The organism is Streptomyces sp. NPDC048258 (assembly GCF_043201995.1).
Classification (GTDB): Bacteria; Actinomycetota; Actinomycetes; order Streptomycetales; family Streptomycetaceae; genus Streptomyces.
The window spans coordinates 378,758-404,603 of the sequence record NZ_JBICZH010000005.1; the positions used below are offsets into that span (position 1 = coordinate 378,758).

General features: G+C 73.0%; 25 protein-coding genes and 1 pseudogene. 8 read left to right on the forward strand and 18 right to left on the reverse strand.

Annotation, left to right across the window (positions count from 1 at the left end; all coding sequences use genetic code 11):
• Positions 1–91 precede the first annotated feature (91 nt).
• On the reverse strand, positions 92–1,408 hold the full coding sequence (locus ACGFYQ_RS15465; protein WP_393744065.1) for a DUF5685 family protein: 1,317 nt from the start codon (positions 1,406–1,408) through the stop codon (positions 92–94).
• A gap of 284 nt (positions 1,409–1,692) precedes the next feature.
• Between ACGFYQ_RS15465 and ACGFYQ_RS15470 the strand changes: the two genes are divergently transcribed.
• A complete protein-coding gene (locus ACGFYQ_RS15470; protein WP_393743935.1) occupies positions 1,693–2,145 on the forward strand; it encodes a cell division protein SepF in 453 nt (150 codons plus the stop codon).
• Between the two features lie 9 nt (positions 2,146–2,154).
• Here the strand turns inward: ACGFYQ_RS15470 and ACGFYQ_RS15475 are convergent, their stop codons facing one another.
• Positions 2,155–3,327 carry an acyl-CoA dehydrogenase family protein gene (locus tag ACGFYQ_RS15475; protein WP_393743937.1) on the reverse strand — a complete coding sequence of 391 codons (1,173 nt, stop codon included), beginning with the start codon at positions 3,325–3,327 and terminating at the stop codon, positions 2,155–2,157.
• 332 nt (positions 3,328–3,659) lie between these two features.
• Positions 3,660–5,318 carry an MFS transporter gene (locus ACGFYQ_RS15480; protein WP_393743939.1) on the reverse strand — a complete coding sequence of 553 codons (1,659 nt, stop codon included), beginning with the start codon at positions 5,316–5,318 and terminating at the stop codon, positions 3,660–3,662.
• A gap of 278 nt (positions 5,319–5,596) precedes the next feature.
• Between ACGFYQ_RS15480 and ACGFYQ_RS15485 the strand changes: the two genes are divergently transcribed.
• Together ACGFYQ_RS15485 and ACGFYQ_RS15490 are read left to right on the forward strand one after the other, a co-directional pair.
• Entirely contained in the window at positions 5,597–6,712 is a 1,116-nt protein-coding gene (locus tag ACGFYQ_RS15485; protein ID WP_393743941.1) for a hypothetical protein, read from the forward strand.
• Positions 6,713–6,938: 226 nt separating this feature from the next.
• Positions 6,939–8,009: a phosphatase PAP2 family protein gene (locus ACGFYQ_RS15490; RefSeq protein WP_393743943.1), complete on the forward strand. Its 1,071-nt coding sequence runs from the start codon at positions 6,939–6,941 to the stop codon at positions 8,007–8,009.
• A 319-nt stretch (positions 8,010–8,328) separates the two neighbouring features.
• Here the strand turns inward: ACGFYQ_RS15490 and ACGFYQ_RS15495 are convergent, their stop codons facing one another.
• Positions 8,329–9,309 carry a helix-turn-helix transcriptional regulator gene (locus ACGFYQ_RS15495; RefSeq protein ID WP_393743945.1) on the reverse strand — a complete coding sequence of 327 codons (981 nt, stop codon included), beginning with the start codon at positions 9,307–9,309 and terminating at the stop codon, positions 8,329–8,331.
• Positions 9,310–9,384: 75 nt separating this feature from the next.
• The gene (locus ACGFYQ_RS15500; protein WP_393743947.1) at positions 9,385–10,110 is read right to left on the reverse strand and encodes a transglycosylase family protein; all 726 of its coding nucleotides are present in this window, start codon (positions 10,108–10,110) and stop codon (positions 9,385–9,387) included.
• Positions 10,111–10,406: 296 nt separating this feature from the next.
• Between ACGFYQ_RS15500 and ACGFYQ_RS15505 the strand changes: the two genes are divergently transcribed.
• A complete protein-coding gene (locus ACGFYQ_RS15505) occupies positions 10,407–11,219 on the forward strand; it encodes a hypothetical protein (protein ID WP_393743949.1) in 813 nt (270 codons plus the stop codon).
• Between the two features lie 166 nt (positions 11,220–11,385).
• Positions 11,386–11,796 (forward strand): hypothetical protein, encoded by a 411-nt coding sequence (locus tag ACGFYQ_RS15510; protein WP_393743951.1) that lies wholly within the window; start codon positions 11,386–11,388, stop codon positions 11,794–11,796.
• A 23-nt stretch (positions 11,797–11,819) separates the two neighbouring features.
• Here ACGFYQ_RS15510 and der read toward each other — a convergent pair whose 3' ends face one another.
• The 5 genes and pseudogenes from der to ACGFYQ_RS15535 form a co-directional block, all read right to left on the reverse strand.
• The gene (der, locus tag ACGFYQ_RS15515) at positions 11,820–13,283 is read right to left on the reverse strand and encodes a ribosome biogenesis GTPase Der (protein WP_393743953.1); all 1,464 of its coding nucleotides are present in this window, start codon (positions 13,281–13,283) and stop codon (positions 11,820–11,822) included.
• Positions 13,284–13,358: 75 nt separating this feature from the next.
• Complete coding sequence (locus ACGFYQ_RS15520; protein ID WP_393743956.1) at positions 13,359–14,048, reverse strand: lysophospholipid acyltransferase family protein; 690 nt, start codon at positions 14,046–14,048, stop codon at positions 13,359–13,361.
• A complete protein-coding gene (gene cmk / locus ACGFYQ_RS15525) occupies positions 14,003–14,710 on the reverse strand; it encodes a (d)CMP kinase (RefSeq protein WP_393743958.1) in 708 nt (235 codons plus the stop codon). The genes ACGFYQ_RS15520 and cmk overlap by 46 nt, the downstream gene beginning before the upstream one ends.
• A 174-nt stretch (positions 14,711–14,884) precedes the next feature.
• Positions 14,885–15,973 carry a prephenate dehydrogenase gene (locus ACGFYQ_RS15530; RefSeq protein ID WP_393743960.1) on the reverse strand — a complete coding sequence of 363 codons (1,089 nt, stop codon included), beginning with the start codon at positions 15,971–15,973 and terminating at the stop codon, positions 14,885–14,887.
• A gap of 126 nt (positions 15,974–16,099) precedes the next feature.
• A pseudogene (locus ACGFYQ_RS15535) lies at positions 16,100–16,336 on the reverse strand (YidB family protein); the annotation flags it as partial.
• 172 nt (positions 16,337–16,508) lie between these two features.
• Here ACGFYQ_RS15535 and ACGFYQ_RS15540 point away from each other — a divergent pair.
• From ACGFYQ_RS15540 to ACGFYQ_RS15550, 3 genes are all read left to right on the forward strand, one after another.
• Positions 16,509–16,850, forward strand: a complete 342-nt coding sequence (locus ACGFYQ_RS15540) for a DUF952 domain-containing protein (protein WP_393743962.1) — start codon at positions 16,509–16,511, stop codon at positions 16,848–16,850.
• A gap of 84 nt (positions 16,851–16,934) precedes the next feature.
• A complete protein-coding gene (locus ACGFYQ_RS15545; RefSeq protein WP_393743964.1) occupies positions 16,935–17,408 on the forward strand; it encodes a Rieske (2Fe-2S) protein in 474 nt (157 codons plus the stop codon).
• A gap of 28 nt (positions 17,409–17,436) precedes the next feature.
• Positions 17,437–18,117: a DNA polymerase beta superfamily protein gene (locus ACGFYQ_RS15550; protein WP_393743966.1), complete on the forward strand. Its 681-nt coding sequence runs from the start codon at positions 17,437–17,439 to the stop codon at positions 18,115–18,117.
• Here ACGFYQ_RS15550 and ACGFYQ_RS15555 read toward each other — a convergent pair.
• From ACGFYQ_RS15555 to ACGFYQ_RS15590, 8 genes are all read right to left on the reverse strand, one after another.
• Positions 18,114–18,872: a DNA polymerase beta superfamily protein gene (locus tag ACGFYQ_RS15555; RefSeq protein WP_393743968.1), complete on the reverse strand. Its 759-nt coding sequence runs from the start codon at positions 18,870–18,872 to the stop codon at positions 18,114–18,116. The two genes, ACGFYQ_RS15550 and ACGFYQ_RS15555, sit on opposite strands and share 4 nt — an antisense overlap.
• A 3-nt stretch (positions 18,873–18,875) precedes the next feature.
• The gene (locus ACGFYQ_RS15560; RefSeq protein ID WP_393743970.1) at positions 18,876–19,907 is read right to left on the reverse strand and encodes an ADP-ribosylglycohydrolase family protein; all 1,032 of its coding nucleotides are present in this window, start codon (positions 19,905–19,907) and stop codon (positions 18,876–18,878) included.
• Positions 19,904–20,647 carry an NUDIX domain-containing protein gene (locus ACGFYQ_RS15565; RefSeq protein ID WP_393743972.1) on the reverse strand — a complete coding sequence of 248 codons (744 nt, stop codon included), beginning with the start codon at positions 20,645–20,647 and terminating at the stop codon, positions 19,904–19,906. The genes ACGFYQ_RS15560 and ACGFYQ_RS15565 overlap by 4 nt, the downstream gene beginning before the upstream one ends.
• A complete protein-coding gene (locus ACGFYQ_RS15570; protein WP_393743974.1) occupies positions 20,644–21,723 on the reverse strand; it encodes an AAA family ATPase in 1,080 nt (359 codons plus the stop codon). Before ACGFYQ_RS15570 ends, ACGFYQ_RS15565 begins: the two co-directional genes overlap by 4 nt.
• Positions 21,720–22,322 carry a nicotinamide riboside transporter PnuC gene (pnuC, locus tag ACGFYQ_RS15575; protein WP_393743976.1) on the reverse strand — a complete coding sequence of 201 codons (603 nt, stop codon included), beginning with the start codon at positions 22,320–22,322 and terminating at the stop codon, positions 21,720–21,722. Before pnuC ends, ACGFYQ_RS15570 begins: the two co-directional genes overlap by 4 nt.
• Positions 22,323–22,439: 117 nt before the next feature.
• On the reverse strand, positions 22,440–23,840 hold the full coding sequence (locus ACGFYQ_RS15580) for a pseudouridine synthase (RefSeq protein ID WP_393743978.1): 1,401 nt from the start codon (positions 23,838–23,840) through the stop codon (positions 22,440–22,442).
• A complete protein-coding gene (scpB, locus tag ACGFYQ_RS15585) occupies positions 23,840–24,484 on the reverse strand; it encodes an SMC-Scp complex subunit ScpB (RefSeq protein WP_393743980.1) in 645 nt (214 codons plus the stop codon). The genes ACGFYQ_RS15580 and scpB overlap by 1 nt, the downstream gene beginning before the upstream one ends.
• Complete coding sequence (locus ACGFYQ_RS15590; RefSeq protein WP_393743982.1) at positions 24,481–25,773, reverse strand: segregation and condensation protein A; 1,293 nt, start codon at positions 25,771–25,773, stop codon at positions 24,481–24,483. Before ACGFYQ_RS15590 ends, scpB begins: the two co-directional genes overlap by 4 nt.
• Between the last annotated feature and the right edge of the window lie 73 nt (positions 25,774–25,846).

Genomic DNA, 25,846 nt, shown 5'->3' on the forward strand with positions numbered 1-25,846 from the left:
CCGCTCAACCCTTCCACACCGGTCCGGACGGGAATCGCGGCGTACTCCGTCCGGACCTGTGGAATCTGAAGCTGTGGAATCTGAAGGTGACTCAGCAGTCGCAGCCGCAGCAGTCGCAGGAGCCACAGCAGCCGTCGCCCCCGCCACCGCCACCGCTCCCACCGCCGCTTCCGCCGGAGTTGCTCGGGCAGCAGTTGCAGCATTCGCAGGCGTCGCACCACGGGTCCCGCTTCTTGCGGGACCAGGGCCCTTCGTGCTCGGTGCAGCACAGCTGGCAGGTGCAGAACAGTCCCAGGGCCACCGCGCAGCCGGCGAGCAGCCCTCGGCGGGGCTTCTGCGGGGGCGGCGCGCCACCGAACCCGCCCGGGCCCATGGGCGGCGGCATCCCGGGGCCGCCGGGGCCACCCGCTCCGCCGCCGTAGGGAGCCCCGCCGTACGGAGCGCCGCCGTAGGGGTTCTGCCCGTACGGCGTCCCGCCCTGGCCGGTGTACGGCCCGCCCGCGTAGGGGTTGCCGCCCTGACCGGCGGAAGCGGTCGCCGTGTGCCCGCAGCTGCTGGTCCCGAAGGCCCGGTCCACCGAGGTGCGCAGCTCGTGCACGAGCAGCTGGTGGGCGAGTCCCGCGTCGGCGAACTCGACCTCGCGCAGCGCCAGCCGGATGCCGTGCAGGGCGTCGTCGCAGAGCCGCCGGGCCTCGGTGAGCGAGGTCCCGGTCGCGGTGAGCGGGTTCCAGGCGCCGGCCGCGGCGTCCGCGCTCCGATCCTCCACCGCGTCCAGCAGGTGCGCGAGCCGGCCGAAGTACCGGCCCGCCTCGGCGAGCGCCGGCGCGTTGCCTGGCCGTCCGGCCAGCTGCGCGGTATGGGCGAAGGCGGCGGCCGTCGCGGTCTCCGTCGGCTCGGTCACCACGAGTACGGGCGTGCCGAGGCCGGCCAGCGTCTCGATGCCCGCCTGCCGGTCCACGGCGTCGACGAGGACCGCCGTGTCGAAGCCGAGCGAGGCCCCGGTACGGGCGCCGGCCCGGTCCCAGCCGCGGGCCACCTTGCGGGCGGCCGCGGCGATGGGGGCGCGGGCCAACAGCCCGTCGCGGTCGGCCACGTGGTCCCGTACCTTCGCGGAGGCCAGCACGAGCGAGACGGCGGCGGCGAGCCGCGCGCCCTCGCCGTTGGCGACCGGGGCGGTACGCATCCCGCGCAGGGGGCAGGGCCCGGCGGTGCGCCGGGCACCGGGTGCCGGACCGGACTGAGCCTCCGTCAGAACGGAGACGAGCAGCCCGTCGTAGTTGGTGACGATCCGGGCGAACTGGCCGTGGTCACCCCGAAGTGCCAGGCAGAGCCCGCACAGATGAGCCATCCACTCCGCTTTGAACCGCTCCCCCAGCCGGTGCGTGCAAGGTCTGACGATGCCGAACAACTGCTTCCCCCGTGTGTCGTACGCGTGCCTGCGGGGCATCGTATCGAGCCGGATTCTTCACCCGTACGTCCCCGTCGCTCACCCGTACGGAGGCGGCAGTCGTATTTTCACTCAGTCAGCAGCGGTAGCCGTCTGGATCCTTGACCGTGCAACGCATGTTCTGCACCAGTACCGTCACGAAACCCGTGCGCGGCGACTATCCACTTGGCGCGTTGTCAGCATCATGGACGACCATAGGGGCAGCGGAGAGAAAGACAGACTGACCGCGGTGAAAGGAGGCGTCCATGGGTTCGGTGCGCAAGGCGAGTGCCTGGCTGGGTCTCGTGGAGGACAGCGACGACGAGCGTTACTACGACGACGACTACGCGGAGGCCCCCCAGGGTGGCTCGGTGTCCGGGCCCGGCGACCAGTGGGTCACCGACCCCCGGGTCAGGGTGGCGTCGGAGTCGGCCGTCGAGCAGGGCCGTCGGATCGCGACGGTCACCCCGGACGGCTTCCGTGACGCGCGGGGGATCGGCGAGCTGTTCCGCGAGGGCGTCCCGGTGATCGTCAACCTGTCGTCGATGGACCCGGGCGACGCGAAGCGCGTCGTCGACTTCGCGGCCGGACTGACCTTCGGGCTGCGCGGTTCCATCGAGCGGGTGGCGACCAGGGTCTTCCTGCTGACCCCGGCCGACACCCAGATCGTGAGCGGCGAGCCCGGCGGCCGCTCGCGCGATTTCTTCAACCAGAGCTAGGCAGGGCCCTCACCGGAAGGCGTCGAGCCCGGTGAGCGCCTTGCCCAGCACCAGTTGGTGCATCTCGACGGTGCCCTCGTAGGTGAGGACCGATTCGAGGTTGGTGGCGTGCCGCATGACGGGGTATTCGAGGGAGATCCCGTTGGCACCGAGGATGGTCCGCGCGGTGCGACAGATCTCGATGGCCTCGCGGACGTTGTTGAGTTTGCCGAAGCTGATCTGCTCCGGCCGCAGGGTGCCCGCATCCATCCGCCGGCCCAGGTGGTGGGCGAGCAGGATGCCCTTGTGGAGTTCGAGGGCCATGTCCGCGAGTTTGGCCTGGGTGAGCTGGAAGCCGCCGATCGGCTTGCCGAACTGCTCCCGCGTCTTCGCGTAACCGAGCGCGGACTCGAAACTGGCGCGTGCCGCGCCCATGGACCCCCAGATGATCCCGTACCGCGCGTGGCTGAGGCAGCCGAGCGGCCCCTTGAGTCCGGTGACCTCCGGCAGCACCGCGTCGGCCGGCAGCCGCACGTCGTCCATGACGAGCTCGCTGGTGACGCTGGCCCGCAGCGACCACTTGTGCTTGATCTCCGGCGCGGAGAATCCGGCGCTGTCCGTCGGGACGGCGAACCCGCGGATGCCCTCGTCGGTCTGCGCCCACACCACGGCGACGGAGGCCACCGACCCGTTGGTGATCCACATCTTGCGCCCGTTCAGCACCCAGTCGGCGCCGTCGCGCTTGGCGTAGGTCCGCATCGCGGCGGGGTCCGATCCGACGTCGGGCTCGGTCAGCCCGAAGCAGCCGATCAGCTCACCGGCCGCCATGCCGGGCAGCCAGCGCTGCTTCTGCTCCTCGGAGCCGTACTTCCAGATCGCGTACATGGCGAGCGAGCCCTGTACGGAGACCAGCGAGCGGATACCGGAGTCGGCGGCCTCCAGTTCGAGGCAGGCGAGACCGTACTGCACGGCGCTGGCGCCGGCGCACCCGTACCCGGTGAGGGACATCCCGAGCGCCCCGATCGCCCCGAGCTCGCGGGCCAGCTCCCGGATCCCGGGCAGCTCGCCGCTCTCGTACCACTCGGCGATGTGCGGCAGCACCCGGTCGGCGGCCCAGCCGCGGACGGTGTCGCGGATCGCGAGGTCCTCGGGCCCGAGGAGCTCGTCGAGCCCGAGCGGATCAAGGGGCAGGAACGCGGACACGGGGCCTCCCGAAGGCCTGAGTACAGAACCTAGCAGCGCAAGTTTTACGCTCAGCCGACGCTATTCGCCTCCGGCGGTCAAATCCAGCCCCACCTCCGCCGGGCCTACCCAGCCCCGCCCCCGCTGACAGCTCCGCCGGGCACATCCAGCCCGTCCGGCGCTTGAGCCGCAGGCCCGGGGCGGAACCCCGACCTTCCAGCCCCGCCGGCGCTTGAGCCTCGGGGCCCGGGGCCGAGCCCCGATCCTTCAGCCCCGCCGGCGTTTGAGGCGCGGGGCCCGGGGCAGCGCCCCGGCAATGGCGCCGCACCCGCGCACCGACCGTACGGTCACGGTCAGCCCGCCTGCTCCACACGAGCAGGCCGCGGCTCCCCGCTGGCCTGCGCCGGCAACCGCACGACCGCCGGCTCCACCTCGGCCTCGCAGACGGCCTCGGCCCCGCACTCCATCACCCGCGGCAGCCTCAACGCCATCGCCGCCCCCGCCAGCAGCAGCCCCGCGCTCACCACCAGCGTCACGTGCAGCCCGTGCACGAACGAGTGCCGGGCAGCGGCGTACAGCGCCGCCCCCGCCGGCCCGCCCAGGTGCGCGGCGATCTGGTAGGCCTCGCCCAGAGAGTGCGCGGCACCCGCCGACTCGGCCGCCGACACCCCCGGCACCCCCGCGAGCCCCGGCGCGTACGCGGCGTTCATCACGCTGCCCAGCAGCGCGATGCCCATGCCCGCGCCCAACTGGTACGAGGTCTCGCCGATCGAGGCCGCGCCGCCCGCGGTGTCCGCCGGGGCTTCGCTCAGCATGGACTCGTACGCGGCGAACAGCGTGGTCTGGAGCCCGAAGCCGAGCAGGATGAAGCCGACGGTGAGCAGTACGGGCCGGTCGTGCTGCCCCATGAAGGTCAGCAGCAGCACGGCGAAGGCGGTGAGCACGAAGCCCAGCGAGACCATCGTCCGCGGCCCGATCCGGGCCAGCGTGTACGAGCCGGTGGCGCCCGCGGCCATGGCGGCGAAGGTGAGCGGCAGCAGCCGCAGGCCGGTCTCCAGCGGGCTGAGGTGCAGCACCAGCTGGAGGTACTGGACGGCGATCAGCTCCAGGCCGACCAGGGCCAGCATGGCGAGCACGATGCAGCCGACGGAGGTCGAGAAGGCGGCGCGGGAGAACATCCGCATGTCGATCAGCGGGTGCGTACGCCGCTTCTGCCGCCGTACGAAGAGGACGAGCAGCGCCACGCCGAGCAGCAGCGGCACCAGCGCCTGCGCGTCGAGGAGCTCCCGCTCGGCGCCGAGCCGCTTGATCCCGAGCACCGAGCCGAGCACACCGGCGGCGGCCATCAGCGCGCCGGTCACGTCCCACGGCCCGTCGGAGGAGCCCTTCGACTCGGGCAGCAGCCAGCGCCCCAGCGGCAGGATCAGTGCCATCAGCGGAATGTTGATGAGGAAGACGGAGCCCCACCAGTAGTGCTGGACGAGGAAGCCGCCGAGTACGGGTCCGCTGGCGGCGCCGATCGCGGCGACCGCGGTCCAGATGCCGATGGCGAGGGCCCGCTCGCGCCGGTCGGGGAAGACCTGGCGCAGGATCGACAGGGTGGCGGGCATGATCATCGCGCCGCCGACGCCGAGCAGGGCGCGCGCGGCGATGAGGACCTGGGCGTTGTCGGCGAGGGCGGCGATGGCGGAGGCGACGCCGAAGAGCCCGTAGCCGAGGAGGAGGACGCGGCGGCGGCCGACCCGGTCTCCGAGGGTGCCGAAGAGGATCAGCAGCGCGGCGCAGACCAGCGGGTAGGCGTCGACTATCCAGAGGAGTTCGATCGAGCCGGGGCGCAGGTCCTCGGTGACGGAGGGAACGGCGACGTGCAGGATCGTCGCGTCGAGCGCGACGAGGACCAGGCTGACGCACAGCACCGCCAGGACGACCCAGCGGTTGGCCCCGTCGGAGGCCGCGCGGAGCCGCTGCCAGGGGGAAGGGGTCCTGGCCCCGGCCGCGTTCGTCCCCGACATGCATGTACCTCCCAGGTGATCCCTCGCGCTCGGCGGACCAGCGTCTTGCGGAGCCACGGGGGGTGGTGCGCTGTGCGGCGTCCAACGGGGTCCGGCATCGACACGCGAGTGAACGGTCAGCGTACGCGAGTTCGCCTGCCCGACACGTGGTCAAGCTCTCATCCCGGCGGCGGCCTCCCTGTGGTGTACGCCACTCCCCGCGCCCCGCCCCTCCCCCGCGTACACGCGTGCTCACGGCCCGTGGTTCTCGGTGCCGCCGGCCGGCGGCACCGATAATCATGCCCGTGAAAGATCTTGGATTCCGCCGGGCCGCTCCCGCACTCGCCGTCTTCGCGGCGGTCCGCCTGCTCGGGCTGGCCGTGCTCGCGGTGTGGGGCGCGGCGGCCGGAAGCAGCCCGCACACGTTGCTGTCGGCGCGCTGGGACTCGCTCTGGTACGCCCGCATCGCCGCGGAGGGGTACGGGTACGAGGTGCTCCTCCCGAACGGGGACGTCCACTCGAACCTCGCCTTCTTCCCGCTGCTGCCCTGGCTGGAGCGGCTGGTGTCGGCGGCGACGGGGCTCTCCCACGGCTCCGCGGGCCTGGTGGTCTCGGCTGTGGCGGGGCTCGCCGCGGCCTGGGGGATCTTCGCGGTGGCGGACCTGCTGCACGGCCGCCGGGCCGGGGTGCTCGCCGTCGCCGTGTGGGCGGCGCTGCCCGTCGGGATCGTGCAGTCGATGTCCTACAGCGAGTCGCTGTTCACCGCGCTGGCCGCCTGGGCGCTGTACGGGGCCCTGCGCGGCCGGTGGCTGACGGCGGGCCTGCTCGCGGCCGGGGCGGGGCTGACCCGCCCGGTCGGCGCCGCGGTGGTCGCGGGGGTGTGGGTGGCCGCCGTACTGGCCTGGCGGCGCGGGGAGCGGTCGTGGCGGATGGCGGCCGGTGCGCTGCTGGCTCCGATGGGGGCGGCCGCGTACGTGCTGTGGGTCGGCGCGTACACCGGGGGCGGCCTGTTCGGATACCTGGACGTGCAGGGCGGCTGGGGCAACGGCTTCGACGGCGGCTGGGCCTTCGCCCGGTTCATCGGGGCGAAGTTGGCCTCCTCCGCCGTCGCGGCCGGGCTCGGGCTGATCGCGGGCGTCGTGCTGGTGCTCTGGCTGTACGGGCGGTGCGTGCGGCAGCGGCAGCCGGTGCCGCTCCTCGTGTACGGCGGGATCGTCGTGGCACTGGCGCTCTGCGCGTCGGGGTACTTCGGCTCCAAGCCCCGGCTGCTGCTTCCGGCGTTCCCGCTGGTGCTGCCCATCGCGGTGGCGCTGGCCCGGTGGCGGACCCGCAGGGCGGCCCTGGTGCTGGGCGCGGCGGCCCTGGCCTCGGCGGTCTACGGAGCGTTCTGGCTGAACGGCTCGGGCCCTCCGTAACGGAATGGATCATTCCGATCCATCATTCGGCAAAGGAAAGGAGCGGCGGCGATAAAGTCCGGGTAAGTATGCGAAATAATTGCCGGGGCAGTGGATCGAGACCGCTCCAACCATTGCTGAAATATAGGGAATTAAGTCCCGCGTGAGACCAACTCCACATCACATGGTCATCACAAAGCCGGTGATTCGCCCGGGCTGCCCATCCGCGCGCGGTAACGTCGATTGAGTGCGTACCGACCAAATCCTGACCCGTCTGGAGCGGGTGTTCGCCCGGCTGGACCGGGAACCAGAGCGACCGGCTCATCTGCAAACCCCGCAGATGAGCCGGCATCGCGTCGTTCTCCTGGGATCGACCCTCGCCTTCTATCTCGCGATCGTGGTGGCCGTACTGACCACGTCCTGGCTCGTCCGCCTGGACTGGCAGATCATGTTCTTCCGGCCCTACGAGCAGTGGCCGCAGCTGCACGCCTTCCTCGACTACCTCGTCGTGCTCGGCCAGCGCGGTCCCACCGCGGTCATGGTCGCCGCCTGGCTCGGCTGGCGCTCCTGGCGGCAGCACACCCTCCGCCCGCTGATCACCCTCGGCGTGGCGCTGCTGCTGCTCAACATCACCGTCGGGTCCGTCAAGCTCGGCCTCGGCCGGCTCGGCCCGCACTACGCCACCGAGATCGGATCGGCCGAACTCTTCGCGGGCGGCGATATATTCCCTTCCGGCCACACCGCCAACGCCGTCGTGACCTGGGGCATCCTGGCGTACCTGGCCTCCACCGTGGTCACCCGGCGGGTGCTGTCCGTGGTGTCCGCGGTCGTCTCGCTGAGCGTCGGCGCCACCACCGTCTACCTCGGCACCCACTGGGTCAGCGACGTCCTGCTCGGCTGGTCCGCGGGTCTGCTGATCCTGCTGGCGCTGCCCTGGTTCGAGCCGCTCATCGCCCGGGCCGAGGCCTACGTCTTCGAGTGGCGCGAGCTGCTGCGGCGCCGCGCTGAGACCGGCCGGATGCCCGCGCCGGTCGCGTCCGCGCTCACCCCGCTGCTCTCCGCGGGCGGGAAGTGGCAGCTGGTCCGTGTCGTCGAACCCGCCGGGGAGCCGGTCCCGGCGCCCGCCGCCGCGGCCGCGCAGGCCGCCGTACCCGTCGGGCACACCCCGGCGCCGCGGCCCGCGGCCGTGCTCTCCGGCCGGCCGCACGTCATCCGGTCCGAGCGGACCCCGGTCACCCCGGTCGGCAGCCGCCGCCCGGTGCACACCGAACGGGCCGCGGCCCGGGGGGCCGCACCCCGCCCGGTCGCCGGCGGCTGAACCAACCCGTCGCGGGACGGTACGCACCACCTCACCGCACGGCACGAAGGCGGGCCGGGTCACTGCCCCGGCCCGCCTTCGTCGTTCGCCGTCCGTCAGCGCCACGCCAGGACGTTCGTCCGTCCCGGGTCACGCTTGTGTCACAGAATATCGACAGTCGCCAATTGTTTTCCGGCCCGCGACACGCCCGCCGCACAGCCTCTTTGGAATTTCCACCGGAGCCCTTGGGCGCAACCGGCGAATTTCTCCCGGACATTGCCACGAGCCCATTGGACCGCGGGCCCGTTGGACCGGACCAGCTGAATCCCCCTCAGTTCCGCTACATTTCCTTCACCGGCGCCGGCTCCACGGCCCGCCCCAGCAGATCCCTGGCGGCCCTGATCCGGTCCGTCAGCTCAGGCGGCTCGACCACTTCGAACTCACAGCCGAGCAGCATGATGTGAATCACCAGGACGTCCAGGCTCACCGCCCCGGTGCGCAGCAGGCAACTCTGCCCGTCGAGGGGTTCCAGGGCGCCTTCGCTCGGCCCGACCGTCCGTGCCGCCTCCTCCGCCGAAACCTTCAGCCGCACCACCGCGCGGGCCGCGTACGCGCGCTGACCCACGCCCTGGGAGACGTACGCGGCGAGGTCCTCGGCGGGCGGCCGGCGCGGGGTGAAACGCGGCCCGTGGGGCGGTCTGGGCTCGATCCGGTCGGCCCGGAAGGTGCGCCAGTCCTCCCGGTCCAGGTCCCAGGCGACCAGGTACCAGCGCCGCTCGGTGCACACCAGCCGGTGCGGCTCGACGGCGCGGCGGGTCACGTTGCCCTCGTGGTCCCGGTAGCCGAAGCGCAGCCGCTCGCCGTCCCGGCAGACGGCGGCCAGTTCGGTCAGCACCGAGGGGTCCACGGTGGACCGCTGCGGCCCGCGCAGCATCGGCACGGTGAACTCGTTGAGCGCGGAGACCCGGCGCCGCAGCCGCGACGGCAGTACCTGCTCCAGCTTCGCGAGGGCCCGCACGGAGGCCTCCCCGATCCCCTCGACCCCGTTCCCGGCGGCGGTCCGCAGCCCGACGGCGACGGCCACGGCCTCGTCGTCGTCCAGCAGCAGCGGCGGCAGCTCGGCCCCCGCCCCCAGCTGGTATCCGCCGCCGGTCCCGGGACTGGCGTTCACCGGATACCCCAGCTCCCGCAGCCGGTCCACGTCCCGCCGGACGGTCCGCGCGGTCACCCCGAGCCGCTCGGCGAGATCGGCCCCGGTCCATTCGCGGTGAGCCTGCAACAAGGACAACAGGCGCAGCAGTCGCGCGGAGGTATCGAGCATGGCCGAAGTCTGCCAGCGGCTCCCGGGCCCCTCAGGGCCGGTACGGCAGCGGAGGCACGTCGAAACAATTGCCGGTCATGTCCCCGGAGGCTTCGGAGGAGGAGTCGGGGCAGGCGTCGCCCCGACCGGAACCGCCGGAACCGCCGGGACGACCGGGACCACCGGAACCGCCGGGACGACCGGGGCCACCGGAGGGGCGGGCTTCGGCTCCGGAATGACCAGCAGCATGCCCACGGCGAGCGCCTCGGGCCGCGCCCCGACCACCTCCCGGTTCGCCTCGTACAGCTCCCGCCATCCACCCGGCACCCGGTGCTTCCGCGCGATCGAGACCAGCGTGTCCCCGCCCCGCACCACGTGCATCCGCCCCGCCAGCCCGTACCGCTTCGAGCACACCGGCCAGGCGTCCCAGCCCTGTCGGTCGATCACGTCCTCCGCGACCCGGATCTGCTGCGCCCGGCTCGCCAGGTCCGCCCGCGGCGCGTGAGCCAGTCCCCCGTACTCCACCCACGTCCGCTGCCAGAACTGCAGCCCGCCGTAGAAGCCGTTGCCGGTGTTGACCGCCCAGCGCCCGCTGCTCTCGCAGTCGGCGACGCAGTCCCAGGGCCACATCCCGCCCGGCCCGCAGTCCCCAGGCCCGCTTCCGATCAGGCCCGGCGAGCCGGGGTGGGCCGCCCCCGCCGGACCGGGCGCGGGCGGCGGCGGTGCCGCTCCGGCCGCCGCCGCACCGGAAGGGAGTACGAGAACCAGTACGGCGACGACGGCAGCGGCACCGGCGGCCCGCCGGATCCGGAGGTTGGGCATCGCGTCACGCTACGCAGCCCCCGCCGCCCCTCCGCCCCGGCGCACCGGGCGCGCCTCGCGGCCCACCCGGTCGGCCGACCGGCCCCCCTCCCCCAAGCGGCCATCCTCGGCCACCAACTGCACACAAACACAAAACAGTTGGCACGAAAAAGAAGCTCCGGTCGGACGGTTCACCCTTCCGGGGGCCTGGTTCGATTCCGTTCCCTCCAATGGCGTGACCCCGGCCGCCGCTTCCCCGTTGATCCCGGCGAGCCGGGAACCGCCCGGCCCCCGCACCTATGCCGAGGAGCCACCCCGTGCCGCGCATGCTCGACGTCAGTGATGAGGTACGTGCCGAGATCGGTGACGAAGAAGCCGACAGGCTGCTCGTCGGCGAGGACGCGCCGCGCAGTTACGACTGCACCTCCTGCCGTACCCCCGGCGACCCCGAGAACGACCGCACCAGCACGGTGCTGTTCGTCGGCGAGGAGACCGCCGTCCTCGCCTTCGCCCACGCGACCTGCATCCCCTCGCAGGTCGTCTCCGTATCCGAGGAGCAGCTCCAGGGCGCCGTCGCCAGCATCACCGGCGACAGCCCGGCGCCGGGCGCGCCCGCGGCCGCCGGGGGCCCGCAGAACGTGCCCGGCGGCCAGGCCGTCCTGGGCATCACCAGCGGCCTGATCCTCATCGGCGGCGAGCTCCACCCGGCCCTCGTCGTCGAGCCCACCGCGCCGATCGCCCGCCCCGGCAGCGACGGCCCCGGCGACGACTTCCTTCCGCTCCTCATCGAGCAGGGCTTCATCCCGGTCACGGACACGGCCGAGCTCCCCACCGCCCTGAACGGCTGGTCGGTCCTGCTCGCCGGCGGCCAGCTGCACGCCGTCCTCCAGCCGGGCACCGAGGGCGGCCGCCCGGTCGCCTGGTGGCAGGCGCACCAGGCGCTGTCGGTCACCGACGGCTGGCGGGCCGCCGTCAACAAGACCCAGCGCGTGCTCGTCTACGCCGCCCCGGTCGGCTCCATCGGCCAGCAGCCCCGTGAGGACCTGCTGCGCGACGCGCTGGACAAGGCGGCCGCCGCGGGCAAGCTCGTGGCCGCCTCGATGCCCCTGGCGGGGACGCCGGGCGCCTGATCCACAGCTCTCCACAGCCGGTACCGGACCGGCCGCCCGGCCCCCCGCCGAGGGGGCCGGGCGGCGTGCGCCGGGGGTGCGCGGTCCGTCCCGCGCACCCCCGGCGATCTGCGTTTTCCGGCCCGTCACCCCGCATCCGCAGAGCCCTGGTTTCGTTGGCTGATACGTGCATTCATACGACTCCTCCCGCGCCCCGTCCCGTACGAGCACCGTCTCGCACACCCCGATCTACGACACCCTGTACTCGGAGTACCTGCGCGCCTTCCGGGCGCTGCCGGGCGACCGTACGGGCGAGGAGGATCTCGGGTTCACGGCCTTCTCGTACGGGGGCGGGTACACCGGCACGGGCAGCTCGTACGGCAGCAGCTCGTACTCCGGCGGCTCCTACGGAGGCGGCTGGAACGGTCCGTCGTGGCAGCAGACCGACGGCCGGCCGGGCGCGTACGTCCCTCAGCCGCAGCCCCAGCCCGTGTACTCGTACGCGGGCGGCTCCGGATACGCCGACGGGCGGCAGCGCCAGACCGGGATGACACACGTCCCGGCGGCCCTGCCGCCCGCTCCGCGCCGGGGCTACTGACCCCCAGCCGCGTACGCGTCCTGCTACTTCTTCTTCTTGTACTGGGCGCCGCGCTTCTCCCGCACCCGCACCGAGATGTGGATCGGGGTGCCCTCGAAGCCGAACTCCTCGCGCAGCCGGCGCTCGATGAAGCGCCGGTAGCCGTGCTCCAGGAAGCCCGAGGCGAAGAGGACGAACCGCGGCGGCTTGCTGCCCGCCTGGGTACCGAACAGGATGCGGGGCTGCTTGCCGCCGCGGATCGGGTGCGGGTGGGCGGCGACGACCTCGCCGAGGAAGGCGTTCAGGCGGCCGGTGGGGATGCGCGTCTCCCAGCCCGCGAGGGCGGTCTCGATCGCCGGGACCAGCTTCTCCATGTGCCGGCCGGTCAGCGCCGAGACGTTGACGCGCGGGGCCCAGGCGACCTGCTGCATCTCGGTCTCGATCTCGCGCTCGAGGTAGTAGCGGCGCTCCTCGTCGAGCTCGTCCCACTTGTTGTACGCGATCACGATCGCGCGGCCCGCCTCGACGGCCATGGTGATGATGCGCTGGTCCTGGACGCTGATCGTCTCGGTGGTGTCGATCAGGATGACCGCGACCTCCGCCTTCTCGACAGCGGCGGCCGTGCGCAGGGAGGCGTAGTAGTCGGCGCCCTGCTGGAGGTGGACCTTCTTGCGGATGCCGGCGGTGTCGACGAACTTCCAGGTGATGCCGCCGAGTTCGATCAGCTCGTCGACCGGGTCGCGGGTGGTGCCGGCCAGCTCGTTGACGACGACACGGTCCTCCTTCGCGACCTTGTTGAGCAGCGAGGACTTGCCGACGTTCGGGCGGCCGATCAGCGCGATGCGGCGCGGGCCGCCGGGGGCGGCGCCGCCGAAGGTCTGCTCGGGGGCTTCCGGCAGGGCTTCGAGCACCGCGTCCAGCATGTCGCCGGTGCCGCGGCCGTGCAGCGAGGAGACCGGGTGCGGCATGCCGAGGCCGAGGGACCACAGGGAGGCCGCGTCGGACTCGCCGCTCTGCCCGTCGACCTTGTTGGCGCACAGCACGACGGGCTTCTTGGCCTTGCGCAGCAGGCGGACGACGGCCTCGTCGGTGTCGGTGGCGCCGACCTTGGCGTCGACGACGAAGACGACCGCGTCGGCGGCCTCGATGGCGTACTCGGCCTGGGCGGCGACGGAGGCGTCGATGCCGAGGACGTCCTGCTCCCAGCCGCCGGTGTCGACGACCTTGAAGCGGCGGCCGGCCCACTCGGCCTCGTACGTGACGCGGTCACGGGTGACGCCCGGCTTGTCCTCGACGACCGCCTCGCGGCGGCCGATGATGCGGTTCACCAGGGTCGACTTGCCGACATTGGGCCGGCCTACGACGGCGAGGACGGGGAGGGGGCCGGCAGCGGCCGCCTCGATCGCGCCTTCGACGTCCTCGATGTCGAAGCCCTCTTCCGCGGCGAGCTCCATGAACTCCGCGTACTCGGCGTCGCCAAGTGCTCCGTGGTCGTGCTGGTCGTTCATGAAGTCCGTTCCTCGTCGATCGTGGTGGTCGGTGGTACCCGCGCAGCGCGGTTCCACTACTAGGTCAAGTCTCGCTCAGCGCCCGGTCAGGCGCTTGGCGTCGGCCAGGTGGGCGGTCAGCCGGTCCTGGATGCGTACGGTGGCCTCGTCCAGCGCGGTACGGGTACGTCGGCCAGTGCCGTCCCCGGCGTCGAAGGCCGACCCGAACACGACGTCGACCCGGCTCTTCAGGGCGGGCAGCCCCTTGACGAGCCGCCCCGGGGTGTCGCCGCTGCCCAGCACGGCCACCGGCACGATGGGCGCGCCGCTGCGGACCGCGAAGTACGCGAGGCCCGCGCGCAGCGAGGCGAAGTCGCCCTCGCCCCGGGTTCCCTCGGGAAAGATCCCCAGGGCCCCTCCATTGTCGAGCACGCCGAGGGCGCGGCCTATCGCCGTCCGGTCGGCTCCGCCGCGGTCGACCTTGACCTGCCCGATCCCTTCGAGGAAGGGGCCGAGCGGGCCGACGTACGCTTCCTTCTTGATCAGGAAGTGCAGGGGCCGCGGGGCCGTGCCCATCACCATCGGGCCGTCGATGTTGTGCGAGTGGTTCACGGCAAGGATGACAGGGCCGGAGACGGGCACCTTCCAGGCGCCGAGCACGCGGGGCTTCCACAGCCCGTACATGAGCCCGATGCCGATGCGCCTGCCGACCGCCGCACCCTTGAGGGAGGGCGATTCGCTCACTTGCGGCCCGCCCGCTTCTCTTCCACCAGGGTCACGACGCACTCGATGACCTGGTCGAGCGTGAGCTCGGTGGTGTCCACCTCGACGGCGTCGCCGGCCTTGGCCAGCGGGGAGGTCTTGCGGCCGGAGTCGGCCGCGTCGCGCTTGATGAGCGCCGCCTGGGTGGCCGCGAGGTCGGCGGCCTCCTTGCCGCGGAGCTCACCGCTGCGCCGGGCGGCGCGCGCCTCGGGGGAGGCGGTCAGGAAGATCTTGACGTCGGCGTCGGGCAGGACGGTGGTGCCGATGTCCCGGCCCTCGACGACGATGCCCTCGGCCTCCTCGGCCGCCCGGGCGGCGATGGAGCGCTGGAGCTCGGTGATCAGGGTGCGCACCTCGGGGACGGCACTGACGGCGCTGACCTTGGAGGTGACCTCCTGGGTCCGGATCGGGCCGGCGGCGTCCAGCCCGTCGACGCTGATCGTGGGCGCGGCCGGATCCGTACCCGACACGATGGCGGGCTTGCCGGCGGCGACGGCGATGGCCTGCGGGTCGTCGGTGTCGACGCCGTTGGTGATCATCCACCAGGTGATGGCCCGGTACTGCGCACCGGTGTCCAGGTAGCGCAGCCCGAGCTTGGCGGCCACGGCCTTGGAGGTGCTGGACTTGCCCGTGCCGGAGGGACCGTCGATGGCGACGATCACGGCTGCCGGAGCTGCGGTTTCCACGGTGCGGGCACCTTCCTGGTTGCGCGTACGTGTCCGGGCGCGCCAAAGCGCCCCTCCCCAAGGTTACCGGCCCCGGGAACCCCCCGATCCCGACCCGCGTTTTCAAGCCGTACCGGCCCCGCCGGGCTCAACCAGTCCGGCAAGGCTCAACCCGGCCCCGCCGGGCCGCCGCGGCTACTGCTGCCGCAGCGCCCAGCCCCGCTCGCGCAGCTCGGCCGTCAGGCCGGCCGCCGCCCGCGGCTCCACCATCAGCTGGACCAGACCGGCCTGCTGCCCCGTCGCGTGCTCGATCCGCACGTCCTCGATGTTGACCCCGGCCCGCCCCGCATCGGCGAAGATCCGCGCCAGCTCGCCCGGCTGGTCACTGATGAGCACCGCCACCGTCTCGTAGACGGTCGGCGCCGCGCCGTGCTTGCCCGGCACCCGGACCCGGCCCGCGTTCCCGCGCCGCAGCACGTCCTCGATGCCCGCCGCACCCCCGCGCCGCTTCTCCACGTCGGCCGACTGGAGCCCGCGCAGCGCGTCCACGGTCTCCTCCAGGTCGGCAGCGATCCCGGCCAGGACGTCGGCCACCGGGCCCGGGTTCGCCGAGAGGATCTCCACCCACATCCGAGGATCGGAGGCGGCGATGCGGGTGACGTCGCGGATGCCCTGCCCGCACAGCCGGACCGCCGTCTCGTCGGCATCCTCCAGCCGCGCGGCCACCATGCTCGACACGAGCTGCGGGGTGTGCGAGACGAGCGCCACGGCCCGGTCGTGCGCGTCCGCGTCCATCACCACGGGCACGGCCCGGCACAGCGACACCAGTTCCAGGGCGAGGTTCAGCACCTCGTGGTCCGTGTCCCGGGTGGGGGTCAGCACCCACGGGCGGCCCTCGAAGAGGTCCGCGGTGGCGGCCAGCGGCCCGGACCGCTCCTTGCCCGCCATCGGGTGCGTACCGATGTACGCGGTGACGTCCACCCCGAGCGCCGCCAGCTCCCGCCGCGGTCCGCCCTTGACGCTGGCCACGTCCACGTACGCCCGCGCCACCCCGCGGCCGATCGCGTCGGCCAGCGTCGCGGCCACGTGGGCCGGGGGTACGGCGACGATCGCGAGGTCGACCATGCCCTCCTGGGGCTCGTCCGTACCGGCGCCGAGGGCGGCCGCCGTATGGGCCTGGGCCGGGTCGTGGTCGACGAGGTGCACGGTGATACCGCGGGCGGTCAGGGCGAGCGCCGCGGAGGTGCCGATCAGTCCGGTTCCGATGACGACGGCGGTTCTCACGGGGACTCCAGGGTTGCGTACGGCACGGTCACGGGTCTGCCCGGCCAGAGTAGCCAGCCGCGACAGCGCGAAGGCCCGGCGGCCCGTCCGGTGGGACGGGCCGCCGGGCCCCGGAGCGCTCGGGGCTCAGAGGTTCTGCTGCTTGATGATGTCCTCCAGGGAGCCGGCCGGCACCTCTCCGTCGGGGGTCAGCTTGTCGACGGCCTGCGGCAGCACCTGCGCGATGTGGTCGGCGGCCTGCTCGGGGCTGACCCCCGCCCCTGCCGCGACCTTCCGCAGCGTCTCGTCGGGCAGCGCCTCGGCGATCTGCGCACCGGTGACGGGCTTGTTCTCACCGGTGCCGACCCAGGACTGCGCCTGATCGACGAGGCCGGACCGAGGTCGTTACCCGCCATGGTCGTGCCTTTCGAAGAGGGACCGGGTCGCGCGGGCAGCGGCGCACCCGGCTTCGAGACACGGACAATGTCACTCATGGCGAACACCGCTGCCACCCCGCGCACGCGCCGCCCCCGGCCGCTGCGGTAGAACGATCGGCATGATCTTCCACCTCGTCCCGCTCGCAGACTGGACCGCCGCGCCCGAGCTGCCGTACGCCCCGCCCTCGCTCGACTCGGAGGGTTTCGTGCACTGTTCGGCGGACCGCCCCACGGCGCTCGCGATCGCCGACACGCACTACCGCGGGGTGGCGGGGACCCTGCTCGCGGTGGAACTCGACGAGGACGCGCTGACCGCCGAGGTCCGCCGCGAGGGTGAATCCGGCGGCCTGTACCCGCACGTCCACGGCCCGTTGAACCGGGACGCCGTGATCCGCGTGTGGAAGGTCGTACGCACACCCGGCAGTCCAGCCTCACTGGCCCCATGGCAGCCGGGCCACTGAAACGGCGCGGCAGGCTTCTCCTGGGGCCCGCCGCAGGCCAGGATGCTGCTCGGTACCCGGCCACCCAGCTGAGGAGAAACACGCATGAGCGACCCCACGAACACGGCCCGGCGCACGGTACTCACGGCCGGCGCGGCCGCCCTGGCAGGGGGCGCGCTCACCGCCTGCGGCGGTGACGGCGAGAAGAAGCCCGCGAACGAGTCGGGAGCCGCGCCCACCGTGTCCGCGCCGCCGGCCCAGCCGACCGCGTCCCAGCCCGCGGGAGCCGGGAAGGCCATCGCCAAGACGGCGGACGTGCCGGTCGGCGGCGGCACCGTGCTGAAGGAGGAGAAGCTGGTCGTCACCCAGCCCACCGCCGGGTCCTACCGCTGCTTCAGCGCGGTCTGCACCCATCAGGGCTGCCTGGTGAACAAGGTGGCGGACGGCACCATCGACTGCCCCTGCCACGGCAGCAGGTTCGCGGTCGCGGACGGCGCCGTGACCAAGGGACCGGCCACCCGCCCGCTCCCGGAGAAGAAGATCGCGGTCGCGGCGGACGGCAGTATCTCGCTCGCATAGCGGCAGGCCAGGAGCCTAGGCTCCACGGATGGACGAACTGACGCTGGTACGGGACCACACGGTCTACCAGTGCGTGATGGGCTCCCGGGCGTTCGGGCTGGCGACGGAGGCGAGCGACACCGACCGGCGCGGTGTCTACCTCGCCCCGACGCCGCTCTTCTGGCGGTTCGGGAAGCCCCCCACGCATGTGGAGGGCCCTCGGGACGAGGAGTTCTCCTGGGAGCTGGAACGCTTCTGCGAACTCGCCCTGCGCGCCAACCCGAACATCCTGGAGTGCCTGCACTCCCCCCTGGTGGAACGGCTGACCCCGGTCGGCGAGGAGCTGCTCTCCCTCCGCGGGGCGTTCCTCTCCCGCCGGGCCCACACCAGCTTCAGCCGGTACGCGGCCTCCCAGCGCGGCAAACTCCTCGCGGACGTCCGCAACCACGGCGCCCCGCGCTGGAAGCACGCCATGCACCTGCTGCGCCTGCTCCTGTCCTGCCGCGACCTCCTGCGCACGGGCCGCCTGACCATCGAGGCGGGCCCGTACCGCGACCGCCTCCTCGCGGTCCGGCGCGGCGAACTCGCCTGGGACGAGGTCGACGCCTGGATGTCCCGCCTCGTGGCGGAGACCGACTCGGCCCTCACCGCCACCCCCCTCCCCGCGGACCCCGACCACGCCCGCGTCGAGGACTTCCTGGTCCGCACCCGCCGCGCCGCGGTCGGTTAGGTCCTGTCCGACCGCCGCCGTACGACGAACTCGTCGAGCACGTCGTACGCCGACGCGTACTCCGGCAGCGCGGAGGCCTCCTGCGCCGCGTCCAGCACCCCGTGCAGCGCCTCGAACTCCTCCCGTACCCGGTCGACGGCCGGTCCCTCGTACGCCCCGTGCTCGGCGGCCACCTTGGCCTCGATCAGCTCGCCGAGACGGCCGGGCGCCTCCGGCACCTCGGCCAGCAGTGTCGGCAGATGCGCCTGTACCTCGGCCGACCGCATCAGATGGATGCCGGTCAGCAGGGCCCGGAAGGCGTAGAGCAGCGGCTTGAGTTCGCCGTCCTTCTCGAAGAGCCGCCACTGGGTGTTGGAGAAGCCCCGGTAGTGGTGGGCGTGGTGGGAGGTCAGGACGCCCGGGGCCAGGGTGATCAGTTCCGCGTGCGCGGGCGTCGTGTGGACCACCAGCGGCGACAGCAGCTGCTCCAGGACGTAGCCGTTGCGGTTGAGCATCAGGCGGACGAACTTGCGCAGGTCGTGCGTGACGAGGTCCATCTCCACCTCGTCCCGGTCCCACATGCGGGTGCGGGTCTCCTCCGGCTCGCGCAGGCCCAGGAGGGCCTGCGCCGGGAGCAGGTGGGCGCCGCGCAGATCGATGTCCGAGTCCCGGGACGGGAATCCGTACAGGTGGGCACCCGACACCGTGGCGAAGAGCAGCGGGTCGGGCTGTTCCGCCACGACGGGGGTCAGGTCGAGACTCAGTGCGTCCAACATGGATCAAGCATCCCAGAGGGTGCCGAAGGCCAGGAGTTCGGCTCGGTACTCGATGCGGCCCTCCCAGTCGCGGGGCCAGACGTCCGCGCCGAGGTGGGCGCCCGCGAAGGCGCCCGCGAGGCAGGCGATCGAGTCGGAGTCGCCCTTCGTGCAGGCCGCGCGGCGCAGGGCCAGGAGGGGTTCCTCCGGGAAGAGCAGGAAGCACTGCAGGGCCGTGGCGAGGGCCTCCTCCGCGATCCAGCCGTCGCCCGTGGTCAGGCAGGGATCCGTCTCCGGGGACGGGGTCCGCAGGGCGGCCGCCAGCCGGTCCAGGGCCGCCAGGCAGTCGTCCCAGCCCCGCGCGATGAAGGACTCCGCGGTGGCGTCGGAGGCCGTCCGCATCCAGAGGTCGCCGAGCCAGCGCTCGTGGTAGCGGGTGCGGTTCTCCAGGGCGTACGAGCGCAGCCGCCCGACCAGGCCCGTCACCTCGGTGCCCGCCGCCAGCAGGTACACCGCCCGGGCCGTCAGGTCGGAGGCGGCCAGGGCCGTCGGGTGGCCGTGGGTGAGGGCCGACTGGAGCTGGGCGGCGCCGGCCCGCTCCTCCTCGGTCCAGCCGGGGACCAGCCCCACCGGGACCACCCGCATGTTCGCGCCGCAGCCCTTGGAGCCGGTCTGGCTGGCGTCGCGCCAGTCCCGCTCGGGGTGGTCCAGCAGCTCGCAGGCGGTCAGACAGGTGTTGCCCGGCGCCCGGTTGTTCTCCGGGGAGTGGTACCAGTCGACGTACTCCTCCCGGACCGGCCGGGCGAGGCGCAGCGGGCCGATCGGGCCCCGGTCCATTGCCGTACGGATACCGCGCGCGAGGGCGAGGGTCATCTGGGTGTCGTCCGTGACGATCGCCGGGCGGGGCAGCCCCATCTCGCGCCACGGGCCCGTCTTGGCGAGGATCGACGGCACGTCGTTGAACTCCGTCGGGAAGCCGAGGGCGTCGCCCAGCGCCAGGCCGATCAGGGCGCCCGTCGCCGCGCGCTTCGTGCTCGTTGTCGTCGTCAGCATCATCGTGGCTGTCCTTCCGAGGGGCGGAGCAGGGGCGGGTGCAGGGAGGTCGCCGGTCCGGGCCGGTACAGTGCGGCCGGCTTGCCGCGCCCGCCGGTCAGCCGGGCGGCGCCCGGTACGGCCTCGACGAAGCCGGGTGTGGCCAGGACCTTGCGGCGGAAGTTGGGGCGGTCCAGGGCGGTGTCCCAGACGGTCTCGTAGACGGCTTGGAGCTCCCCGAGGGTGAACTCGGGCGGGCAGAAGGCGGTGGCCAGGCAGGTGTACTCCAGCTTCGAGCCGACCCGCTCCCGCGCGTCCGCAAGGATCACCGCGTGGTCGAAGGCCAGGCCGGCGGCCTCCCCCACCGGCACCCAGCGGGCGTGGGCCGCGTCGCCGCCGCCCTCCGCCGCCGGCTCCGGCATGTCCGGGACCAGCGCCGTGAAGGCCACCGAGACCACCCGCATCCGGGGATCGCGGTCCGGCTCGCTGTACGTGCGCAGCTGCTCCAGGTGCAGTCCGGCCACCAGGGCCGCCGACAGGCCGGTCTCCTCGGCCAGTTCGCGGCGGGCGGCGGTCTCCGCGGATTCCCGGGGCAGGACGAAGCCGCCGGGCAGCGCCCAGTCCCCCGCGTACGGCTCCTGCCCCCGCCGGATCAGCATCACGTGCAGCCGGCCGCCCCGTACGGTGAACACCGCGAGGTCGACGGTCACCGCGAACGGTTCGAAGGCGTGCCGGTCGTAGCCCGCGGGCAGCGCCCCGCTCATCGGGTCTCCGGCAGCGGATCGGCGAAGTACCAGCCCTCGGCGAGCAGTTCGTCGACCGCCGCCACGGCCGCCGCCAGCCGCTCCTCGCGGTCGCCCCGTACGAGGAGGAAACGCCTGCCGGTGTGCTCCAGTTCCTCCCGGAACCGCCCGGTCATCCAGGGCCGCAGGTGGGGTCCGTCCCGCAGTCCGTCGTCCTCGAAGGGCACGTCGGCGTGGTCCGTCAGCAGGTAGAGGTCCCGCCGGGTGAGGGAGGCGGTCTTCTCGACCTCCTCGCTGCGGCCGCCCGTGTAGCGCTCGTGCCAGATGCCGGTGGCGAAGGAATCGGTGTCGCAGAACAGCACCGGGGAGCCCAGCCGGGCCGCCCGCTCCTCGTCCGCGTCCTGGCGCCGCGCGATGACCGGGAACTCCTCCGAGGTGAAGGAGATGTCCGCCCAGGTGGCCGTCGGGTCGGCCGCGCGGGCCGCCGCCAGCTTCTCCTCGCTGTACCGGCGCCCGTACTCGGCGACCCAGCCCGTCGCGGTCCACACCCCGCCGCGTCGCCGGTAGTGCGCGGCCAGCGCCCGCGACAGCGTCGTCGTCCCGGTGGACTCGGCGCCGAGTACGACGACCCGCCGGGTCAGGGAGGCCCGTACGGCCGGCCCCAGGAAGTCCCAGCAGCCGACCGGGTCCGCCCGTACCGCCGTACCGGAGACCGGGAACAGCGTCCGCGCCGGGTCCACGCGGACCTCCTCGGCGCCGAACCGCCGTGCGAGCTCGGTCCCGTACTCCTCCGAGGTGAAGACGGCGTCCACCGGCCCGGCCACGGCGGCCCGGAAGATCGCCATGTGCGCCTCCCAGACGGCCGGGTCGTGCAGGTCGACCGGGACGTCGTCGACCGCGCCGACGACCTCCGCGCCCGGGTGCTCCTCGCGCATCCAGGCGACCCGGTCGGCGAGCGGGACGGACTCCACGGAGGCCGCGCAGACCAGCACGGTCAGCCGTTCGCACTGGTCCTGCGCGGTGCGCACCAGGTGGTGGTGGCCGGCGTGCGGCGGATAGAACTTGCCGAGGACCAGGCCGTGCCCGTAGCGCCTCATGCCCGCGCCTCCAGGGCCGTACCGGCGCCCGGGGCCACGAGCGTCCGCCGCCAGCCGAGCAGGCCGACGACGCACAGCCCGAGGAAGCCGACGTAGAGGACGGAGGTGAGGTAGAGCTCCTTGTAGGCGTAGAGCGGGATGTAGACGAGGTCGGCGGCGATCCACAGCCACCAGGACTCGACGAGCTTGCGGCACTGGCCGTAGGTGGCCGCGAGCGAGAGCCCGGTCGTGAGGGCGTCCCAGAACGGGACGGTGGAGTCGGTGACCTCTCCCAGCAGCAGGGTCAGGCCGAGCACCCCCACCGCCCCCGCCGCGGCCAGCCAGGCCCATTCGGTGCGCGTGGTGCGGCGCACCGGCAGGGCCTCGGCGGTTCCTGGTCCACCCCCGTGGGTCCAGGACCACCAGCCGTACGCGGCGAGGGCGATGAAGACGATCTGCAGCCCGGCGTCGGCGTAGAGGCCGGCCCGGGCGAAGAGCACGATGAAGAAGATGTTGTTGGCGATGCCGATCGGCCAGTTGGCGATGTGCTGCCGGGCCACGAGCCAGACGCACAGGGCACCAGTGGCGAATCCGAGTACCTCGGTCCAGCTCATGCTCATGACGACCCCCCTTTAATAGTCAGGTTGACTATAAACAGGGGAGGGGGTGCCGGGCAAGCGAAAAGCCCGCAGTGCCTGGGGGCACTGCGGGCTTTTCGACCCGGGATCGGGCGGTCCTTACAGACCGACCTCGCGCATCAGCATGCCGACCTCGGTGTTGGTCAGGCGGCGCAGCCAGCCGGACTTCTGGTCGCCCAGCTCGATCGGACCGAAGGAGGTCCGGACGAGCTTCTCGACCGGGAAGCCGGCCTCCGCCATCATGCGGCGGACGATGTGCTTGCGGCCCTCGTGGAGGGTGACCTCGACCAGGTAGTTCTTGCCGACCTGGTCGACGACGCGGAAGTGGTCGGCGCGGGCGTACCCGTCCTCCAGCTCGATGCCGTCCTTGAGGCGCTTGCCGATCTCGCGCGGCAGCGGGCCGGTGATCGCGGCGACGTAGGTCTTCTTCACGCCGTACTTCGGGTGCGTGAGGCGGTGGGCCAGCTCACCGTGGTTGGTGAGCAGGATGATGCCCTCGGTCTCGGTGTCGAGCCGGCCGACGTGGAAGAGACGCGTCTCACGGTTGGTGACGTAGTCGCCCAGGCACTGGCGGCCGTCGGGGTCCTCCATGGTGGAGACGACGCCGGCGGGCTTGTTCAGCGCGAAGAAGAGGTACGACTGGGTGGCGACGGTCAGGCCGTCCACCTTGATCTCGTCCTTCGGCAGGACGCGCTTGCCCTGCTCCAGCACGATCTCGCCGTTGACCTCGACACGGGCCTGCTCGATCAGCTCCTCGCAGGCTCGGCGCGAACCCATGCCGGCGCGGGCGAGCACCTTCTGCAGACGCTCACCCTCCTCCTCGGCACCCGGGAAGGTCTTGGGGGTCTTGATGACCGGCTTGTCCGCGTACCGGTCGCGCACGCGCTCCTCGATCCGCGCGTCCAGCTCGCGCGGGCGGGACTGGCCGCTACGGCTGCCCGGGCCGCGGCGCGGGCCGCCGGCCCCGCCGATGCCGGGGGTCTTGGAGGTCTTGGGGCCGCCCTTGGCGCCGCCGCGCGCTGCCGCGCCACGGGCACCGGAGCCTCCGCGGCCGCCGTCGGCCGCGCCGCGGGCACCGCCGCCGCCCGCCTTCGCGCCACTGCGGCCGCTGCGCTCGCCCTCGGGGCCCACGTCGTAGCGGCGCTCCTCGGGGCGCGGGTTGCGGATGCGGGGCGCCGGCTGGTCGCGGTCACGCGAGTCGGAGCCACCGCCCTGGTAGCCGCCGCCGGAGGAAGAGCCACCGCGGTAGCCACCGCCGCCGGAGGAAGAACCACCGCGGTAGCCACCGCCACCGGATCCGCTCCCACCGGAGGAGCTGCCGCCACGGTAGCCACCGCCGCCGGAGGAGCTGCCACCGCGGGAGCCACCACCGCCGCTGGAGCTGCCGCCGCGGTAACCGCCGCCGCCGCCGGAGGAGCTGCCGCCGCGGGAGTTACCGCGTGCGCCACCACCCCCGCCGCCGCTGTTCCTGTTGCCGCCGCCGTTGCCGTTGCTTCGCATCAAATGTCCGTCGTCTTGTCGTCGTCTTCATCGGTGTCCGGTGCGTCCGGATCGAACGACGGCACACCTTCTTGCGTCTCGGCTTCGATCGCGTCCGCCTCGGGGAGGAAGGGCGCGAGCTCCGGGAGCTCGTCCAGGCCTCGTAGGCCCATCCGCTCCAAAAAGTGGTTCGTCGTCCTGTACAGGATCGCACCTGTTTCGGGTTCCGTCCCCGCCTCCTCCACCAGACCCCGCTGGAGGAGGGTCCGCATGACCCCGTCGCAGTTGACTCCGCGGACCGCCGAGACCCGCGAGCGGCTCACCGGCTGGCGGTACGCGACGACCGCCAGGGTCTCCAGCGCCGCCTGGGTGAGACGGGCCTGCTGACCGTCCAGTACGAAGCCCTCGACGGCCGGGGCGTACTCCGCCCGGGTGTAGAACCGCCAGCCGCCGGCGACCGGGCGCAGCTCGAAGCCGCGGCCCTGGAGGGTGTACTCGTCGGCGAGCTCGCGCAGCGCGTCCGCCACCTCGCGCGGAGTGCGTTCCAGCACCTTGGCGAGGTGCGCCTCGGTCGCGGGCTCGTCCACGACCATGAGGACGGCCTCCAGGGCGGGCTTCAGCTCCAGCGCGGCCACCGCGCTCGCCGGGCTCGTGTCGCTGCTCAATCCTTCGCCTCCACGATCTGGTCGAACTCGTCGGTCACGGTCGGCATGCCGTCGCCGTCCCCGCCGCTCCAGCGCACGGTCAGGGTCTGCAGGGCCTCCGCCTGGTCCAGGACCACCGCCTTCTCGCGGTAGAGCTCCAGGAGCGCCAGGAAGCGCGCGACGACGGTGAGGGTGTCCCCGGCGTCCTCGGTGAGCTCCTGGAAGGTGACCTCGCCGCGGGCCTTCAGCATCCGTACGACGAGCCCGGCCTGCTCGCGCACGCTGACGAGCGGCGCGTGGATGTGGTCCACGTAGACCTGGGGCTTGGCCTTGGGCTGCATGGCTTTGACGGCGAGGCGGGCGAAGCCCTCCGGGCCGATGCTGATGACGACCTCGGGCAGCAGGTCGGCGTGGTGCGGCTCCAGCCCCACGGTGCGCGGGTACCGCTTGCCCTCGGCCTCCGCCCGCCGCTCGAAGATCTCGGCGATCTGCTTGTACGCCCGGTACTGGAGCAGCCGCGCGAAGAGCAGGTCGCGGGCCTCCAGCAGGGCGAGGTCGGCCTCGTCCTCGACCTCGGCGGCCGGCAGCAGCCGGGCCGCCTTCAGGTCGAGCAGGGTGGCGGCGACGACGAGGAACTCGGTGGTCTGGTCGAGGTCCCAGTCGGGCCCCATGGCCCGGATGTGGGCCATGAACTCGTCGGTGACCTTCGACAGCGCCACCTCGGTGACGTCGAGCTTGTGCCGCGAGATCAGCTGGAGCAGCAGATCGAAGGGCCCCTCGAAGTTGGCGAGCCGCAAGGTGAACCGCCCGTCGCCTCCGGCGGGGCCTGCGGCGTGCGAAGCCTCGGCCGGGCCACCGCCCTCCGCGCCGCCTCCGGCGGGGGTCGCGGTGCCGGGGATCCCGGCCGCGCCTTCGGCCGCCGTATCGCCTCCGGCGGGGCTCACGGTGTGAGGGACCTCGACCAGGTCGCCGCCCGCCGCCGGTGCGGGTGCCTCGCCGTCGAGCTCCGTACGGACCGCAGGGAACGCCGGGGCCCCGCCCTGCGTGGCGTCGGCGGCGGTGTCCGGCGCTTCGTCGATTCCGGCCGGGCCCGCGTGGGGCGCGGCGGCGTCACCGGCATCGGCCGGGGCGGGGAGCCCGTCGCGGGCCTCAAGGGCCCCGTCAGCGGGCCCGCGGCCTTCCCGGGGCTCCGGCCCGCCGTCGGGCCGTCCTCGTCGCGCAGCGGGCGGCTCAGGGGCGTCCTCCGGCGCACCGGGCCCGCGGCCCAGGAGTCGCCGGGTCGGTCGGCCGGGTTCGGCTGGGAGGGGCATCGCGGTCCAGGTGGTGCGGAAGGGGCGGCGTACGGGCCGGCGGAGCGACCCGCGGCCACGAGCAGCCTAGGTC